General features: G+C 46.0%; 6 protein-coding genes. 4 read left to right on the plus strand and 2 right to left on the minus strand.

Features of this window, described 5'->3' with window-relative positions; genetic code table 11:
* Positions 1-954 precede the first annotated feature (954 nt).
* From HMPREF2955_RS02270 to HMPREF2955_RS02285, 4 genes are all read left to right on the plus strand, one after another.
* Positions 955-1554 carry an NUDIX hydrolase gene (locus HMPREF2955_RS02270; protein ID WP_070720491.1) on the plus strand — a complete coding sequence of 200 codons (600 nt, stop codon included), beginning with the start codon at positions 955-957 and terminating at the stop codon, positions 1552-1554.
* Positions 1555-2680: 1126 nt separating this feature from the next.
* Positions 2681-4288, plus strand: coding sequence for a hypothetical protein (locus HMPREF2955_RS02275; RefSeq protein ID WP_070720613.1), 1608 nt, complete (start codon positions 2681-2683; stop codon positions 4286-4288).
* Complete coding sequence (locus tag HMPREF2955_RS02280; RefSeq protein ID WP_070720492.1) at positions 4288-6675, plus strand: S8 family peptidase; 2388 nt, start codon at positions 4288-4290, stop codon at positions 6673-6675. The genes HMPREF2955_RS02275 and HMPREF2955_RS02280 overlap by 1 nt, the downstream gene beginning before the upstream one ends.
* Positions 6676-6681: 6 nt before the next feature.
* On the plus strand, positions 6682-10395 hold the full coding sequence (locus HMPREF2955_RS02285) for a leucine-rich repeat domain-containing protein (protein ID WP_070720495.1): 3714 nt from the start codon (positions 6682-6684) through the stop codon (positions 10393-10395).
* 1574 nt (positions 10396-11969) lie between these two features.
* Here HMPREF2955_RS02285 and HMPREF2955_RS02290 read toward each other — a convergent pair.
* The gene (locus tag HMPREF2955_RS02290; RefSeq protein ID WP_246830046.1) at positions 11970-14894 is read right to left on the minus strand and encodes a hypothetical protein; all 2925 of its coding nucleotides are present in this window, start codon (positions 14892-14894) and stop codon (positions 11970-11972) included.
* Positions 14895-14959: 65 nt separating this feature from the next.
* On the minus strand, positions 14960-17902 hold the full coding sequence (gene cas9 / locus HMPREF2955_RS14865; protein WP_246830047.1) for a type II CRISPR RNA-guided endonuclease Cas9: 2943 nt from the start codon (positions 17900-17902) through the stop codon (positions 14960-14962).
* Between the last annotated feature and the right edge of the window lie 589 nt (positions 17903-18491).

Here is an 18491-nt window from a genome sequence, read left to right on the forward strand (position 1 = left end):
GCTAAATGCAAGGCGAAAAGCATAAATATCCACCACAATCGCATAAACAAAGCCTTTAAAAGCCACGAAACACATGGCCGAAAAGGGTAAAATAGGTGTTAAAAAGTGGGATTTTAGGGTCTAAAAGGGAACATTTGGGCCTGAAAAATCATGAGCCTACCACCAAACTAGAGAGACAAAAAGGTGCAAAATGCAGCTATTTTCTTAAAAGTAGACAAGGGAAGGGGCGTGAAAGGGATGAAAATAGTGTCTTTTTAGCCACTTTATGGCCAATGTTTACGCTAGAACAACATGAAAATTAGAAGGTGCTTGTAAAATAAAAATAATGGTTTTAAGATTTTTGGATGAGGAGATTTTGAGATGAGGAGCAGACGAGTTGATGAGTTTTTGAATTTTGTTTATTCTGGGGTTTGTGAGTTCCTGAGTTGATGAGCAAACGAGTTGATGAGTTTTTGAGTTTTGCTTATTTTGGGGTTGGTGAGTTTGTGCGTTGGTGAACAGACGAATTGATAAGTTTTTGAGTTTGTTTTTGCGGAGGTTGTGCGTTTTGTTTTTGGGGAAGTTGTGCGTTTCTGCGTTGATGAGTTCTTGCGTTTTTGAGATGGTGGGTTATTGAGTTGACGAGTTTGCATGTTGAGGAGACTATAAGCTGATGAGTTCTTGAGCATGTGAATTGACGAGTTGACGCCTGCGAGAGTTGTTGGGCTATCTCGAGCTTGCCTACCCGCGAGTAGCCTTGTCCTCGCGCTATGTATATAAAAGAGGAGTGCACATCTTGTGGTGACAGCACAAATTTAGACCCATGAAAGGTAAACTCGGCATCAATAAAAGTTGAGAACGCCTTTTCGAAACGAATGTTTTAGGAATTGACAGAAATCAAAAAACGCACGAAAGCTTGCCAAATTCGCAACTTTTTCGTAATATTGCAAACGAATAACAAAACGCTTTTAGGATATGCACCCATTAGAGAAGTTTAGATATTGCCCCTGCTGCGGCAGCTCGCGCTTTGAAGAGAACACGGAAAAGAGCAAGGTTTGCAAGAGTTGCGGTTTCGAATATTTTCTCAATCCCAGCAGTGCCAACGTGGCCTTCATCGTTAATGCCAAAGGCGAACTACTTGTTGAGCGGCGCAAAGAAGACCCCGGCAAAGGCACCCTCGACCTTCCTGGCGGCTTTTCGGACATCAGCGAGACGGCCGAAGAAGGCGTACGCCGCGAGGTGAAAGAAGAAACGGGGCTCACCGTAACCAATTGCCAATACCTGTTTAGCCAGCCAAACGTTTACCGCTACGCTGGATTTGATGTGCATACGCTCGACCTATTTTTCCGTTGCGAAGTGGAAGACGAGAGCCAACTGCAAGCCATGGACGATGCCGCCGAGTGTTTCTGGCTCGCTCCCGAAGACATCCACACCGAAGAATTCGGCCTGCGCTCCGTTCGACAAGGGCTTTACGAGTTTCTTAAATATGTGGAGGCAAAGAAGGCCGAGAGCAAAGGCGAACCCTCGAAATGGAAAAGCTGCCTGCCATTTAGAAAGGACGAGAAAGCTGAATAAAGCAAGCGACAGGCCGACGGTCAGGCACTTGGCCAACCCTTTTACTGGTATTGCTAGCATTTGCGTTTAAAACACTACCTGCAACATAGCGGCTGCAAACATCGTATAAACGGCGTTGTAGCCACATCCCAAGTGGCGTTGCACACACGCAACGGGGACTTGTTAACCGCCACAAGGGGCAGGGACACACACCGCAAGGGGATTGCAACATCACGACCATCAACCGGTAGCTCCGCCAAAAGCCGCACAACGCCCACGCATGGCCTGCAACTTGTTGGCAACAGCCCGCTTACACCCGACTTATTATACAAAGAAACCAACACATCTCTTTGTCCCCCACCCCACTTCCAAGGGGCTGCAGCCCCACCATAGGTTAACCTACCCATCAGGAAAACAGAAGAAAACCTGAACTCAACGACACCATTTTATAATCAAACCAAATTGGGCTTGAAACGCGCGTTCCACTCATAGGCAAAGCAAGCGGCCGATAATGATTGGCACAGAACAAAATTTCACGCTCCCAACTACCGCGTAGCGTTTGACCACACAAAGAGCCACCGCATGAAGACCACCATCACCGACCTGCCCTTCATACGGCTAGATAACACCTCATCTTTTTAATGTCGGTTGACTATAATCCCCCCTCTTCCACTTATAGCACCATTAAATTCCAAGACAGCACCCACGCTTTGCTTGCGTCTTACCAAACTACCAAAGTGAAAGAGCATATCATTATTACGCTTACAAAAAGCACAAATATCAGCCTCAATAAATCGCAAAAAGAAACAAAAAGATAGCTAAACGTCAACAATATGCTTTCTTCACCCCTTAAAACGAATAAAAAACGCTGGAATGTAACATTACGTACACTTTTCAAACAAATATCATACAGAAAAGACAATATCAGCAACAAAATTGCAAAAAAGTTCAGCTTTAAAGGGGTTTTCTACACATTATTCACTAACTTTACCGCCGTGTTAGGAACGATTATGGTAGATTGAAGCAGCTCAACCCACCACGAATGGCCTGTAACACAGACAGAGTTGGGCGCGCCAACCGCCTAACCATTGGAAATTTCGTATCAACCAAACAACAACAATCGCTGCATTTTTTATGTTTTGAGCCTATGAAGAAGTTCTACTCGTTTCTTTTAGGAACAATTTTAGTTATGGTTTCGTCGGCCGCTTATGCCGACAGCAACATCAAGATAAACGTTGATGATGCCAGCCGAGTGAGTATTATGGTTAACGGCGTTGCGATAAACAACCTTGTTAACGGAGAAAACAACATCCCGATTACCGCAAGTGGCTCGTTTGAAGTGAAGGCTACAGACGGGAACTGCCTGGTAGACGTGGTAAAGAAAACCGCCAAGGGAGACACCAAACAGAACATTTACAGCATGACGAGCTGCTATGTGTACGTCAACCTGCCCGACGACAACGGGTGTACCATCAACATCACCACCAACACCTTCGCCAAATTACGCACAGCCTCGTGCACCGTTAAGGTAGACAATGCGGCAAAAGTGAAGGTGCAACGCTCTGGAACATTTACAGACGTGGTGCTAAAAAATGGCGACAACACCATCCATTGGATTCCCGACGTGGAGAAAGAAATTGTCATCAGTACGGTATCATACATGGCCGCACCGCTTTACAGCATCGTGGTAGACGGATTGCAACTGCCCAAAGGCAACACATCCTATACGGTTAAGCCCAAAGACGGCGGACTGATAGACATCACCGCAAACTATCCCGACAAAGACTGCCGCGTTAAATTCGCGTTCAGCACCGAAGAGGCCAAGGGTGTTGTAAGCAGCGTTACCGTAGACGGCAAGCCCGTAACCAACTACACCGACCCCAATTTCTCGGTAAAGGCCGGTTCAAGGCTCACCATCACGTTCAACACCACCACCCACGCCATCGATGCGGTGAAGGTGAACGGAACGCCAAACACCATATACGGCAGCCTGAACCTCACAATTACCGACGACATGAACATCGACATAGCCGCACATAAGCTTGGAAAGGTGAAGGCCATGTTCTATATAGACCATGCCGAAAACATCATCTTATACCAAGGATGGGACTATAACCAAAACCACATTGCCCTACAAGACGGCATGAACACCATCGAACTGCCCGAAACGAACTGCGTGGTTAAGGTGAGGGCAAAGGACGGATGCAAGATTAAAGTGCTGAGACTGAACGGCAAACAATATACGAACAACATCGACGGCGTGTACGAAATAACGCTGAAAAACGGAATGAACATCGGCGTTGAGACTTCGGCACCCAAGCGCGACAAAACAGCTACGGTGTTTGTAGACAGCAAACAACTGGCCGACCGTTTCTTCTACTTCAACCGACAAGACCGAACGGAAGTGCCACTGAACAACGGAGAGAACACCATCAAATTCGGTGAAGACGACAACCCCTTCACACTGGCCTTCGACGGAACCGACCTGAGCAAACTTAAAGTGCGGCTCAACGGAAAAGAAGTTGAAGCAACGGGTGGAGGCGGACACACCTACGAACTTGAATTTGCAAACGGCGACCGCCTTGAAATATGGTTCAACGGGATTTCCACCAACGGCATTGCCAACCCTGCCGCCGCCAACAAGACCAACAAGCGCGTGGTTTACCGACTCGACGGAACGCGCGTTGATGAACAAAAGAACCTTCCAAAAGGGCTATATATCATTAACGGAAAGAAAATTTTTATCAACAAGTAATGAAGCGAACATTTCTCACCACCATTTGTGCTGGCCTCCTATTGGGAGGCTATGCACAGTCGAAAATCGACTTGCAAAGCCAAGTTACGTTGAAAGAAGAGCTAAATCCAAAAATTCCACGTTACAACCCACAAACCAGAAGCATCGTACAGAGCAACGCAAAGCCCCAACGAACGATTGGCATGATTGAGTTTGACGGGAAGGAGGCTCTTGGAACACTTGCCGAAAACAATGTGAGCGTACTGCGGGTAAAAGGCAACATCGCCATCGTTAGCATGCCGCTAAATGGCGTTGAGCAGATAGCCGAACTGAAATGCGTACGCAGAATACAACTGTCACGCCCCGTTGCACAGAAAATGGACCGCGTTAGAGAGGCCGTTGGCGTAAACAAAATACACCAAGGCGTTGGCCTGCCGCAAGCCTATACGGGCAAAGGAGTGGTTACGGGCATCGTAGACGGAGGCATCGATCCCAACAACATCAACTTTCTTAAACCCGACGGAACCACACGATACGGTTATGTTAGCAGGCTGTACACCAGCAGTGCAGGCAAAGACGGGTTCATCTGGGAGAGCTATTTCCCCAAAGAGCAGTTGCCCGAAATAGCCAAACACAAGAAATCGATGGACAACGTGTTTGCCATTGAAGACTTTGAAACCGACAACAGAGGGCAGTTTCATGGCACCCACACCACCGGAATTATGGCCGGAGGATATAAGGGAATGGCCACCGTTGCCGTTACCAAGGACAATAAGACGTCGAAAAACATCGAGATGCCCAACCCCTATTACGGAATAGCAACAGAATCGGAGTTGGTGGCTTCGTGCGGAGACCTGCGCGACGTGTTCATCGCACTGGGCATAGACGACGTTTACCAATACGCCCGCCTATCAGGGCCGCAGGCCAAGCCCTGTGTCATCAACCTCTCGTTAGGCAGCAACCTGGGCTCGCACGACAGCACTAGCGTGATGAACCGCTACTTAGCCGGCTGCACAGACAGTGCCATCATCTGCGTGGCAGCAGGCAACGAGGCCAACTATCCCGTGGCACTGAACAAGACTTTCACCCAAACCGACAACAAGCTGCAAACCTTCATCCGCCCAATGGCAGAAGGAAAACAACACATAGGAAAGAAAGACTACTACAACTTTCGCAATGGGCAGGTGTACGCTTACAGCTCGGATGCCACCGAGTTTAAGATGCAAGTGGTTGTGTTCAACGAGGAACGCGGCCGTATTGCCACACGCATCACCGTAGAACCCAGTCCCACCGGTAAGCTAACCATGTATTCATCTGGGGGCGAATATGCCGAAGAAGGAGCAATAACCGGCAATTCGGTCTTCAACAATGCCTTTGAAGGATACGTAATGGTGGGCGGAACAAAAGACCCTGAAACGGGTCGCTACTACGCCATCGCCCGTTTCCTAACCAGCGACAACCAAACAACCAACAAAACGGGTAAATACAAACTAGGCATACTTGTTGAAGGGAAGGATGGCAAACGCGTAGACCTGTACGGCGATGCGCAGTTCGTTTACTTCGACGACTACGACGGTGCCTACAACGATGCCAATGGAAGTGGAATTTGGGCGAAGGGTTCGCGCAACGGCACTATCAACGACATGGCTTGTGCAGCAGGCATGATTACCGTGGGAAGCTATAACGTGCGCGACCACTGGGCAGCTATGGACGGATGGGTCTACGGCTACAACAGGCACGAATATGATGAAGGCAAGGTGACGCGTTTCTCTTCTTTCGGGACGCTTCTCGACGGCCGCAATCTGCCATTAGTTTGCGCACCCGGCGCAGTTGTTATATCTTCGGTTAACACCTACACCGTTGAAGACCCCAAGAACGGCTACGCCCCGGTGAACTTGCAAGCCAAGCACACCGTCAACGGCAAGAGCTATTACTGGCACCAAACCCTGGGCACATCGATGGCAACACCTGTTGTGGCAGGTTCTATCGCACTTTGGCTCGAAGCCGACCCAACGCTTAAAGCCGCAGACGTTGCCGACATCATCCGCAAAACGGCTGTTGTTGACAATGATGTGAAAGAAGGAGACCCCGTACAATGGGGCGCAGGAAAGTTTGATGCCTACGCCGGACTGAAAGAAGTGCTACGCCGCAAGGCCGGCTCAACAGGCATCAACACCGCCGAAGCCGACAACAAAACCATCATCACCCCGGCCGGGCCAAGGCACTTTAACGTGTTTAGGGCTGGCGAGAAACAATTGGAAGTGCGCGTTTTCACCATGGCAGGGCAACTTGCACACACCCAATCGGCCGTGGGAGACGAAACAACCATAGACGCCAGCGCATGGAGCAAAGGCGTTTACCTTATCCAAGTGAACGGAAAATCAGCGAAAAAAATTATTATTTACTAGCAGCGTATGAATTACAAACAAAACTTACTTGCATCTTTGCTGTTGGCATTGATGGCAGTGGTGGGCCTGCCGGCGTTCGCACAGAACAAAGATCAGCAACCCATCATCACATTCCATACCACCGTGTATGAGGAAAATAAAGGCGAATCGCCTATCGTAACCTTCTCGCTTGGTAGCACACAAGGCAACGAATACGTGGAAATAGACTGCGGAAACGGACGCGAAGAACTGTCTGTTGGCGTTGCCAAGCTGAAACAAGGCGCAGAAGTGCCCACAGGTACAGACTACTCGGGAACGGTTACCAGGGACGGCATCGTAAAGATTTACGGCGACCCGAACAAGATCGACTTCTTCAACGCTACGGGTTGTAAGATAGACCAAATCACCTTTCACAAGGATTTGAAACTGTCTTACCTGCGATTGGCCTACAACTCCATTAAGCAGATAGACCTTTCCAACCTCAAATCGTTGCAGTTCCTCTACCTGCGCGACAACCCCTTCTCGGCACAAACGCCGCTTAGGCTGGGCAACATGCCCGAACTTTTGGAACTGGAAATTGCACAATGCGCATACGTACAGTCTAAGTTCGAGTTAAAGAACTTTCCCAAGCTGGTTTCTTTCGACGCCTACCACTGCCGCACCATCACAGAGGTAGACACCAAAGGCTGCACCACGCTGCGCCGATTGAGCCTCGACATGACCGACATCAGCACCATCGACGTTTCGCACAACGCCAACCTGAATGTACTGAACGTTAGCGACACGCGAGTAAACAAGCTAGACATCAGCAAAAACTCCAAGCTGAACGAGCTCTACATAGAGCATGCTTCGGGTACGATTAACACCGATGTGAAGTTCGACGACATCGACCTGACCCACTGTCCAGACCTGCGCCACTTCTATTGTGCGGGCAACAACCTGCGTTCGCTTAACCTGAGCAAAGTGCCTAAGCTCGTTACGTTGGGCGCAAACCACAACAAACTCACCTCTATAGACGTGAGCAATTGTCCCGACTTGTACATCTTCAACATACGCAAAAACCTGATGACCTTCGCATCGCTGCCCAAACCGCAGAACACCTGGCGCGAGTATTACTACGACCAACGCGACCTGGTGCTGGACGATACCTACAAGGTGGGCACCGTGCTCGACTTCTCTAAACAAGTTTTGCGCGAAGGAACAACCACATTGGGCAAACTCTACAAGCTGGATAAAGACGTACTGGCTCAACGTACCGAGCTAGATGCCAGCTATTACTACTACGATAACGGAAAGGTAACGCTGCTTAGGCCCGTAGACGGCAAGGTGGTGCTTATCTTCACCAACACCATTTTCAACGAATACCCCCTATTTACCGAACCATTCACCGTTAAAGACGATAGCGAATTTGGTAAGGACGTAAGGGCAATAGACTTTGCCACCACCGCAACGGCTGGACAAACCATCAACCTAACCGTGGGAATGAAGGGCGCAACGCCACAGAAACCCGTAAAAGTTAAGGTAGACTTTGGCAACGGACAACTGAAAGAAGTAAACATCACCGCCGAAAAGCCCACTGCCGCGAACATCACCGGTCAGCGAGCAGGTAACGGAAACATCGTGGTGACCGTACCGCAAGACAACTATGTGACGGCTCTTGAAGTGAAAGACTTGAACATCACAAGCATAGATGTTACCGAACTAACAGACCTGCGCGTGCTGTCGCTCGTAAATACGGGGCTTACCACCATCGACTTGGGACGCAACAACCAGCTCGAAAAGCTCAACTTGTCGCACAACCAGCTCAAAACCATCTCGCTGAAAGGCAAGTCTAAGTCGCAATACAAGAGTCTGCTCACCAACGTGAACCTCAGTTATAACCAACTGGAAACAATCACGGTAGACGATTACTTCACCATTACCGACTTAGACCTAAGCCACAACAACTTGGCCAACCTCGACTTGCGCCGTGCCGATGCACTGGTAAGAGGAAACCTGTCGTACAACAAGCTTACAAGACTGATTCTCGACCACAGCGAACAGCTCAAAGAACTAAACGTTTCTAACAACAAGCTTACCTTGCTGGGCATTATCCCCTTAGCGCCAGTTGCCAAACTCGACATCAGCAACAACTACTTCACACTGGCCAACATGCCCAACAGGTTTGGTCTAGACGAGGCCCACTTTACGTACGCTCCGCAACGCGAAGTGGTGATTGCCACCACATCGCCCGGTATCGACCTCACCGAGCAATACGTAACCATCAACAACAAAACCACCAACTTCGTTTGGAAAACCGAAGGCGGACAACCTTACGTGCTGGGAACCGACTACCTGGACGACAAGGGTTCTACCAGGTTTAAGAACCTAACCAAAGGCAAAGTGTATTGCGAAATATCACACCCGGCCTATCCCGCATTCACGGGTAAGAACATCTTAAAGACCACCTTGGTGCAACCCATCCCCGTACCAACAAACGAACTGGCATCCTTTACCACCACAAACAACAAAGACAGCGTGCAACTGTCACTGCGTGGCAACATCGAAGGCATGTCTGTTTACTTCGATTGGCGCGGCGACGGAGCCATGAGCCAATACGTTTTGAAGGCCGACACCTACACACGCTTTACCGCCCTTACCAACAAAGGCGTGAAGGTGCGCGTATTGGTGTCGAAACCCGAAGAGAAACTTACCGTGTTCAGCGTTACCAACGCCAAGATGTCTTCGGTAGATATCAGCAAGTTGGCAGACACCCGCTCTATTACATTAGACAACGTTGGCCTCTCCAAGTTCGACTTCGCGCCTAGCACAGCACTTAAACAGCTAGACCTTAGCCGCAACAACATCTCTGACATAGACCTCTCGAAGTATCCCAAGCTCGAATACCTGTCCATGTCCGACAACAAGCTTACCAAGCTCGACCTTACTAAGAACAAAGATCTGATAGTGGTAAGCCTTAGCCGAAACAACCTGACAGAGGTTAACTTCCGCGGACTTACAGCACTGGAGAGCCTCGACCTAACGGCCAACTCGATGACAACGCTCGACTGTAAGCCGCTGCTCAACTTGGGTCAGCTCTTCGTCAGCAACAACAAGCTCACGTCCATCAACGTGAAGAACAACGCCTACTTGCGTGCGTTGAACCTTGTTGGCAACAACCTCCGTTTCTCTTCATTGCCTCCCACAACGGGCACTTACCGCACATCGTATGCCTATCAAAGGCAAAACCCCGTTGACGTTAATGCTAACGGCAACAAGGTAGACCTCAGTTCAGAGGCTGTCATCGACGGAACACCCACCGTGTACCGCTGGTTTACGGGTAATGTGAACGTAGATAAGAACGGAAACCTACAAGGCGAGGAGTTTAATGTAGATGACGAATACACCGTAACCAACGGCGTTACCACACTGAAACTGACCAAACGCTACGAAGACTTGGTTTGCGTAATGACCAATGCCAAGTTCCCTAAGCTGCTGCTACACACCAAGCACATCCGCTTCATACCCGACGCAACGGGCATCGAGGATGTAAATGCCGACAACACCGACACCTTTATCAAGGTTGTTGAAGGCGGCATCGTGGTAGAAGCCGCAACAGGAAGCGTAGTTAACGTGTATGGCATAAACGGCGGTTTGGTACAGAAGGCTAAGATGAACGGCACAAGCCAAAGCTTCTCTCTGGCCAAAGGCGCATACGTTGTTACCGTAAACAACAAGGTTGCCAAGGTAATGGTGAAATAAACCTCACGCATTTGCCTAGTGGCAGAAATCCCAAAAGGGGATGGCAGATTGGTTTCTGCCATCCCCTTTTCGTTATTGCGCAGCCCCAATTGCCTTATCCCAATCGGCCGTTAGAGCCTGCTCAGCCCGTGTGTATTGTGAAGCATCTCGCCTATCTTGCTCTTGAAGGCGTTGCGGGCAACGTCAAAAGGACAAGGCTGGCAAGATGCCGACAAGCAAACGAAAGATGAACAGGAAGCGGTGCAAACAACCTAAAACAATTGATAAGCCGTATAACTACCCGTCGGGGGCGTTATAGAACATGATGAGAAAGATGCCTCGGCTATCAACTTATTCGCTCCTTAACTTGTCAGTCCGTCAGCTTGTCAACCCGTCAACCGCTCTCCTTTTGTCCGCTTTTCAGCAAGAAATTTAACACTAAGACTGTCCTTTTTATCCATCAACCACTAACCTTGCCGCAAAAAATCGATTCTCGCGAAGGTTTTTTCTAATGCAAAAAGGGCTTAGCATGTGCATGCAGCAAAATGAATATTTATTTCTAGAAAACCTCATTTGCACCAGATTTTGGGCTATTTGCAGCAAAATGCACTGCGTTTTGATGCAAAATAGAGTGAATTTTGGTGCAAAATGCACTGCGATTTGCTGCTAAATGCACTGCGTTTTGGTGCTAAATGCAAGGTAAAATGCTGCTAAATGCACTGTGATTTGCCCCTAAATGCAAGGCTAAATGTATAAATATGCTGTGAATGTAGGTGCAAAAACCTTTCTGCCCGATTGAAAACGTGTGCAGAAAAGATGCTAAATAGCAGTAAAAAAGTGGATTTTTAGGGGTAAAAGGCCGTTTTCGGGGAGTGAAAACGGCGAGCTTTCAACCAATCTAGAAAGGCAAAATGGTGCAAAATGCAGGCATCTTGCTTAAAAGCGGACAAAACAAAAGCCATGAAAGGCTAAAAAATGTGGCTTTTTACCTACTTTACCGCCTACATATTCGCTAGAACGGAGCGAAAATCAGAACGATATTGTAAAATTAAAACAACAAATTAAGTTTTGTGAGGTTGGGAGTTGATGAACTGATGAGCTGATGCGGTTGTGAGGCAGTGAGTTTGTGAGTTTGTGGGTTGATTTGTTGATGAGCTGATTGTTTGATAAGCTTGTGAGGTCGTGCGTTTGTAAGTTGATTAGTTTGTGAGTTGAGCAGTTTGTGAGTTTGTGAGTTGAGCAGTTTGTGAGTTTGTGAGTTTGCAAGTTGATTGGTTGATGAGTTAAATGGTTGATGAGTTGAATAGTTGATGGGTTGAATAGTTGATGGGTTCTTGCGATTGCAATTTGATGAGTTCATGTCCTTGCCAGTTGCTGAGTTTTCGCGAGTTCATAAGCCAACAAGTTGATTTGCGCTCCACTTCATACATGAGAGGAGTGTTTATCTTGTGCTGGTAACACAAAGACAACAAGCTCCTCTCTTTTTATAGAAATATTAAATGACTAGTCGGTTTCTACATCAAGCCACAACGAATATGCTTTAGCCCCAAGGGCTGCTTGAGCCTTTTTCAGTGAGCACTGGTTGCTGTAAGTCATCACTTCTTTCCACTTATATTCATCTTATAAATGAGATGCAACATTAAGTAATTTGGGATAGCATTAAAACGTGTCTCGGTTTTTCCTTGCCCGTTTATCTCATAATTTATGCTCTTGAGTTGATGAAACATATCGTAGCCTTCAAGTTTGGCTGCCAGTTTCCCTTTAAAGAAACTCTTACTAATGTATACGTTACAAATTAAATCATTAGTATTTATAAGAGGATCTGAATAACCGCGGCGACTAAACATCTTAAGATCCATACCTGTTTCTAATCCAAATTTAAATTTGTATGAACCTAGGATTCCATAATTAAAATCCAAGGTGCGAATAGTTGAGAAATTTTCACGTCTGCTGTTAGCGTATCTCCATTTCATTTCACCAACCAAGCTACAGGTCAATCCTCCTTTTTGATAATTTAAAGATAGGTCATCCTCTAACCGATGGTTATTCACTTTGCTCAACATACTTTCTGTTTGACCTGTTACTCCTGTGAAGTCTACATTGTGGTTGTAACTATAAACGATAGCGTTCACTAATGTGAAGTGGTTTTTATTATCTAATGGAAAAGTATCATATAATCCAATATTGCCAGACCAGTTCCCCCTAACATTCTGTGGCTTATATGTATATATACCTGTTGTAGGATCGTAAGTAAATCCATTAGCAATAGCATTCTGATGAATATCGATATCTATAAATGCCATCGGCAGCTTAAATCGCCTATTGTTGTTATCACCAAAGGCTAAATGTACATTTGTTTTTCTACTGTTTTTCAAATTCGGATTACCTAAAGAGATGGCTAAAGGATTGGAATCATCAGATCGGGTAATTTTTGAGTAAAGGTCTGGAGTTTCCATTTTCGAAGTCAAAGTTCCGTAAAAACTGTATTTGTTTATTGTAAACCCCATATTTAAAGACAAATCTGAAATCCAATTATATTGCTGGACAGAAGTGCTTAGCAGTGAATTGCGGTAGTCAAGTTTTTCACTTTTGTAACCAACAGACACGATTGTGTTGAAGAACACATTGTTGTGATTCTTAGATGTTGAATAACCAAATCCGAGTGAAGCCGAATTTTGCTTACTCATATAATATCCTTTGTAACTATTGTTAGCATCTAATGAGAGTAGGAGTGAATCACGTGAAGAGGGTAAGCTGCCAAGAGGGTGTTCCTCTTTTTGCCATCCGTCTAGTTTGTCTAATCGGTATTTTTGGTTGTTTCGGTAAATACCCTTTTGCTGATACTGATATCCCGTAAAAATTTTAAGACCATTAGGAACCACGAATGTATATTGTGGCTCTAAACGATAATTGTAAGAATAAGATGGCGTGTCGTCATATCGATTGCGGTAGTCATCTATGGCATTGTCTTTTAAATACTTCAACTGGTAATTGTTGAACATTGAATTCGTGGTATTTAAATAGTTACCTTCTATCAATGCTGATATACGATCACCCGATTGCAACTTTTTATATGCATTAACATTGGCGGAAGTTGTGAGTGAATGACCAAATCCATATGTTTTTGTAGACAATCGGTTTACACCAAAATCATTTACAAGCCTGTTTCTTGAAGAGGAGAATACCGTATCTAATATTGCTTCTGTGCTACCTATCGGTGAGGGGTCTGCATTGAAGCGTGCTGAACGGTCAGCTCCCCAATTATCAAATTTATTGTAATTTAAGTTTATGGTTGATTTTAGGTAAATGGGGGTCGAAATCTTTAAATTGTTTTGAAAGTCATAAATAAAGTTCTTGGATTTAACATCTGAGATGCTACGATTAAAGTTGTTTCCCCCATTTAAGAAAGACTCAGATATAATTTGACTGATATTATGTGTATCTCTCCACGAGAAACTTGTAGACATACTGTTTTCCAATGTGTTTTTTTCATTGCTAACAGCAGCGTTTAGACCAACTGTCTTTTGTATAACCTGGCCGTTTGGTAGCTTAGTTGGATCCCAGTCTCCCTTTTCTCCAGGTTTGCGGTCTTCATTCACATTATTACTATTTGAGAAAACAGATAACTGCAATCGTGGTGTGAAGTATAGTCCGAACGCTTTGGCTGCATACCTGCTGTTCGTACCACCAGCTATATCAAAGTTAGCTATAAAAGTTTTTTCATATTTTTTCTTTAGTAAGACATCCATGATGTAGTCTTTCTTATCAATGTCAATACCCATCGCTTGGCCCCTATCAGTACTCTTTTCAAAAACCTTTAGATTTTTAACCGTATAGTTTGGTAAATTTTCTATTAATTGTTTGTTATTTCCCTTGAAGAAATCTTTGCCGTTAAGTGTAAGATAATCTAATTTTCGGCCATTGATGAATATTTCGCCATTACTATTAAGTGTGGCACCTGGCAACTGTCTGATCAGAGCATCAAGCATACTTCCCTCTGGAAGATTGAAGGCATCTGCATTATATATAATAGTATCACCCTTCATAACCATCTTAATTTTTGTACTCTTAACAACGACCTCGCTTAGCATATGCTCTTTATTTTCCATTCCTTTTTTCTTGATGGGAATGTCTTGCATGTCAATGCTTGTATTTCTACCTTTGAACAGTACCTCTTTGTTGACAAAAGTTGTAAAATAGTCAGGATGTTCTATCTTAAAAATGTATTCCCCCTCACTCAAATTCTTTTGTATATAGAAATAGGAGTCGGGATGAACAGCTTTGTCGTTCCATATAAAGGTGCGACATGTATCTATCACTGTACTATCTGCCGACAGTAAAGTTAGTTTGACATCTGATATAGGGAGGTTTGTAAACGAATCTACAATACGGCCATGAATAGTATAATTCCGCGTTGGGGGAAGCAACTTCGTTGTTTGATAAGCTAATATTTGTTTTGGTAGTAATGTTAATAAAGAAAGTAAGACAACTGGTGTCCATTTTGGCATTTTTATATTCATAATCATTTTTCACAAATAAAGAGTATGTTTGATTATTTTGTAGTCACTACGAAATGGTTTTAGAATTAACCAATCGGGAATTGAGAGTTAGAAGCGACTCCAACTCTTCCTTGTAATCGGCGATGTGCTCGAAGAAATTCATCACCGCACGCCTGAACTCCACTTTCGTTCCGTAAAACCAGGTGTTGACGACTTTCTTCCAGAGCATTTTCCAAAGGCGTTCGATGAGGTTGAGGTTTGGTGAGATGTTTCACCAAGAGCAATTGCTCTATGGCCAATACGTCTTCGGTAAAGGTTGGCCAAGGCTTCTTGAAATGGGGCTTGCTGGCAGAACCATGCCAACGCGACATCTCTTCGTCGTGGTAGTATTGCGCCATCTTATCGTATTCGGCCTTACCGATGCAGGCTATGGTTATGGCATCGATGCAATGGTGGCAATGGTTAAGTCGCGATTTCTTTTCGTACTCGCCTTGTAGTCCCCACATACGCCTGAACTCGGCAGTGGTTACGCCCTTCACCACGTACACATTGCTCTTGTTGGGGTTGTCTGCGCAGTGGAAAAGCGACTTTAAAAACAATCTTGCATACTTTGAAACCAAACCGATGCCGGTACCTTGACGGCGACTAAACCCTTCGGGCACCTCGGTCATCGTAAACCGACTGTATTTGCCCTGCCAATAAGACAGCTCCATCTTCAAGCGATGGCGTTTTTGTATCAGCCGGTCTTTCATAGCTTTCTCCATACCACCATACGTGCGTATCTTGTCTAGCTGTTTTCGTAGGTCTTCGCACTTGCTTTTCCAATGGTCAATTCTTACCAATATGTCTGCATGGTTAGACAGTTCGGTGGGTAGTTTCGCACCTTTCACCTGCCTATTAAAAGTGGCATCGCAGAGCGTTAGGTTCATTTGCGTGCTGTCGCCACCAACACTTCGGGGGATGGTATGTTCGATATCGAACTTGGGATTGTCACCAAGGAAATCGCAGATGCCAATCTGGGTGCCTGTATATAAGCACAGATGGTTTTGCTCTTCCCACAATTGGAACTTGAGTATGTCGGTGTCTGTCGGCTCTATCTCTTTGTGACATTCACTCTTATATAAGGTTATGATGTCATCGCGATATTGTTTCCGTTTCTTCTCTTGTTCTCTTTGGTAGTCGGCAATGGCCTTGCGTTTGTTGGCATCGTTCAGTTCGCGAGCATATTCAACGTGCACCTCCGTGTCGCGGTCTATTACGCCATCGCGCAACAGCTGGTTAACCACGCTGCGTAATATGTGCAACGAGCGCATGGCCATGGGGTTGCGAATGGCGTTGGTGCGAGGGCTACCCAACTGAAACACACCCATCTTGTTAAGCTTTGCATCGGGATAGGCCTCTATCATCGAGGGATGATAAAGTGCATCGGCTGCACCTGGGCGCAGGTCGACCACGTCTTGCAAGTGACTTTTAATGCAGAAGTCTATTGTACCCTCAACGCCACGGTCTTTGGGGTTATAGTTTTCGATTATCTCCATCAGCCCCGAAAGTATCTGCTCGCGTTTGTGGGCATCGTTCCAAACGGCTTTTGTAACGATGTCGGGTATCTTGGCCAAGTGTACCGCATGTGCATAAATGAACCCTTGGCGCAAGAAAGGCAGGATGTTGCGAATGGCTTTAAGACTTAACGCGGCAAAACCATGCGGCAGCTTTACATTGGCAAACTTCGTGGCACTGGCCTCATCGAGTTGCAACTTCTCGGTGGCGAAAGCCTTTAACTTGTCTTTCGACGAGAATGAATAAAGCACATTCCATACATCATCCGCCATTTCGTCGATGGTCTTTGTGCCGTTCTTCTTTTCAACGGCCGTGTATGTTTCGGCAATGCCAGCCTTCCAATCGCTGCCGAAGATGTCTATCAGCTGTGCTGTTACGGGACATCCCGACACGCCTTGGTGCATGCGGTAGTTAAACCTGTATGGCTTTTCGCCTGCTTCCTTAAACCAAGCGTATTTGTTTTTTCCTGCCAATGCCTTTGCTATGTCCTCGAAATCGAAGTTGGGTTTAGACTTTCTGAAGAATAGCGGCCAAATCTTTTCGCGTTCTTGTGCGTTTAGCGGCCGTAACGAAGTGTCGTTTGGGGTTTTTATCTTAATGTTATTGAGAATGCAGAGCATTCTGAACGCTTCGTAATCGGGGTGCGATTCGGCGCAACGCGGTTTCTTTGGCTCGAAGGTACACTTACCTACACCTTTGCGTTGCGACTTTAACGGGCGTTGGAAATACAAGGCCCTTTGCAGTTTTTCAACCCATTGGGCGTCCAGTTCTTGCTTTTCGCAGATGGCCAAGAACTCCTTTATATAATGTTCTTCCCTGTCGGTATATCGGCTCCTTAGCTTGACGGTGTTGCCATGTTGCTTGTAGAGTTGATAGAAATACTCGCCTAGAAAGGTGCAACCAGCCTTTTCCATCTCTACAGAAAGCTGGGCTATGCCCGATTTGACCTTGCCCGACTCGGCGGAATCGGCCGTGGTGTCGAGCCTGTTGCTAAGAAATCCACGACGTTGCGCCAAATGATAAAATGCCCGACCTAGAAGAAAACGCTGACTTTGATCGGTAAGATCGAGCTTTTGCGTTAGGCAACGATAGCGGCAATAGTAAGGGTTGTTCTCTTCGGCACTACCCGAACGCTGCCAAAGCATAAAGTCATCAGTTAGCGGATATGTTTTCTTGGCTTTCCATTGGCTCAGTTGCTCGTCGGAAAGATAAGGGCATAGGTCGAGACTTACCAACACTTTCAGGGTATCTATCTTACGCAGACGCCGCCTGGCATACTGCACCCGCAATGACTTGTGCCCTGTTCTTTCGGCCGCTTTAGACGATTCTACGCCTTTTTCTATCTTTACGCCTTCGCTGAAGATAACATCGCCACGTCTTACCAACTTGTAGTTTCCAGCGGCATCTCTGTCTACCACAGCCCAAGCAAGGCTGTTTGTACCCGTATCAAGTCCCAATATTCGTGTGATCATAATCGTTAGTTATGGTGTTGTATGTTTCTTGTTATTTACTATCCCATTAGGATTTAGGTGTAAAATTACATTAATTATTTGGTAGGGAAAAATGTTTTTGTTAATTTTGCAGCAATAAGATTTATTCTACATCTTATCACAATAAGGCTATATGCCGAAGGGCTTAGTCCCCATTGCCCCTCTTCGGAGGGGCTTATTTGTTTTAGGGCGCAACGAGAAAGGAGGGTGCTATGGGGGAATGCGGCACCGTTGCTCGGTACAATTGCAATAAAGGTGAAAGAGTTAAAAGGCATTTAAAGGTGAAAAAGTGAAAAGGTGAAAAGATGGCTTCGCCCTTTAAAGGTGAAAAGTGCCGGGTAAAAAGATGATTTGGGCTTATCACGAAATCGGACATTAAACCCAAATCGGCCTGTACAGATTTTGTGTATTGTTGGGCAAGTTGTCTGCCTTTTTCTCTTGACGTAGCCAGCACGCCTCCAAGAAAAAGACAGACAGGATGCCGACAAACAAACGAAGGATGAACAGGAAACGATGAAAACAGCTTAAAATGTTTGATGAACGGCCTAATGAACCGACTGGGATTAATAGC

The organism is Prevotella sp. HMSC073D09 (genome assembly GCF_001814145.1).
Taxonomy (GTDB): Bacteria; Bacteroidota; Bacteroidia; order Bacteroidales; family Bacteroidaceae; genus Prevotella; species Prevotella conceptionensis.

What these genes read in the sequence shown, in the direction of transcription:
- HMPREF2955_RS02270 (WP_070720491.1), top strand. Translation starts at nt 955, where the DNA reads ATGCACCCATTAGAGAAGTTTAGATATTGCCCCTGCTGCGGCAGCTCG.
- HMPREF2955_RS02275 (WP_070720613.1), top strand. Translation starts at nt 2,681, where the DNA reads ATGAAGAAGTTCTACTCGTTTCTTTTAGGAACAATTTTAGTTATGGTT.
- HMPREF2955_RS02280 (WP_070720492.1), top strand. Translation starts at nt 4,288, where the DNA reads ATGAAGCGAACATTTCTCACCACCATTTGTGCTGGCCTCCTATTGGGA.
- HMPREF2955_RS02285 (WP_070720495.1), top strand. Translation starts at nt 6,682, where the DNA reads ATGAATTACAAACAAAACTTACTTGCATCTTTGCTGTTGGCATTGATG.
- HMPREF2955_RS02290 (WP_246830046.1), bottom strand. Translation starts at nt 14,894, where the DNA reads ATGAATATAAAAATGCCAAAATGGACACCAGTTGTCTTACTTTCTTTA.
- cas9 (WP_246830047.1), bottom strand. Translation starts at nt 17,902, where the DNA reads ATGATCACACGAATATTGGGACTTGATACGGGTACAAACAGCCTTGCT.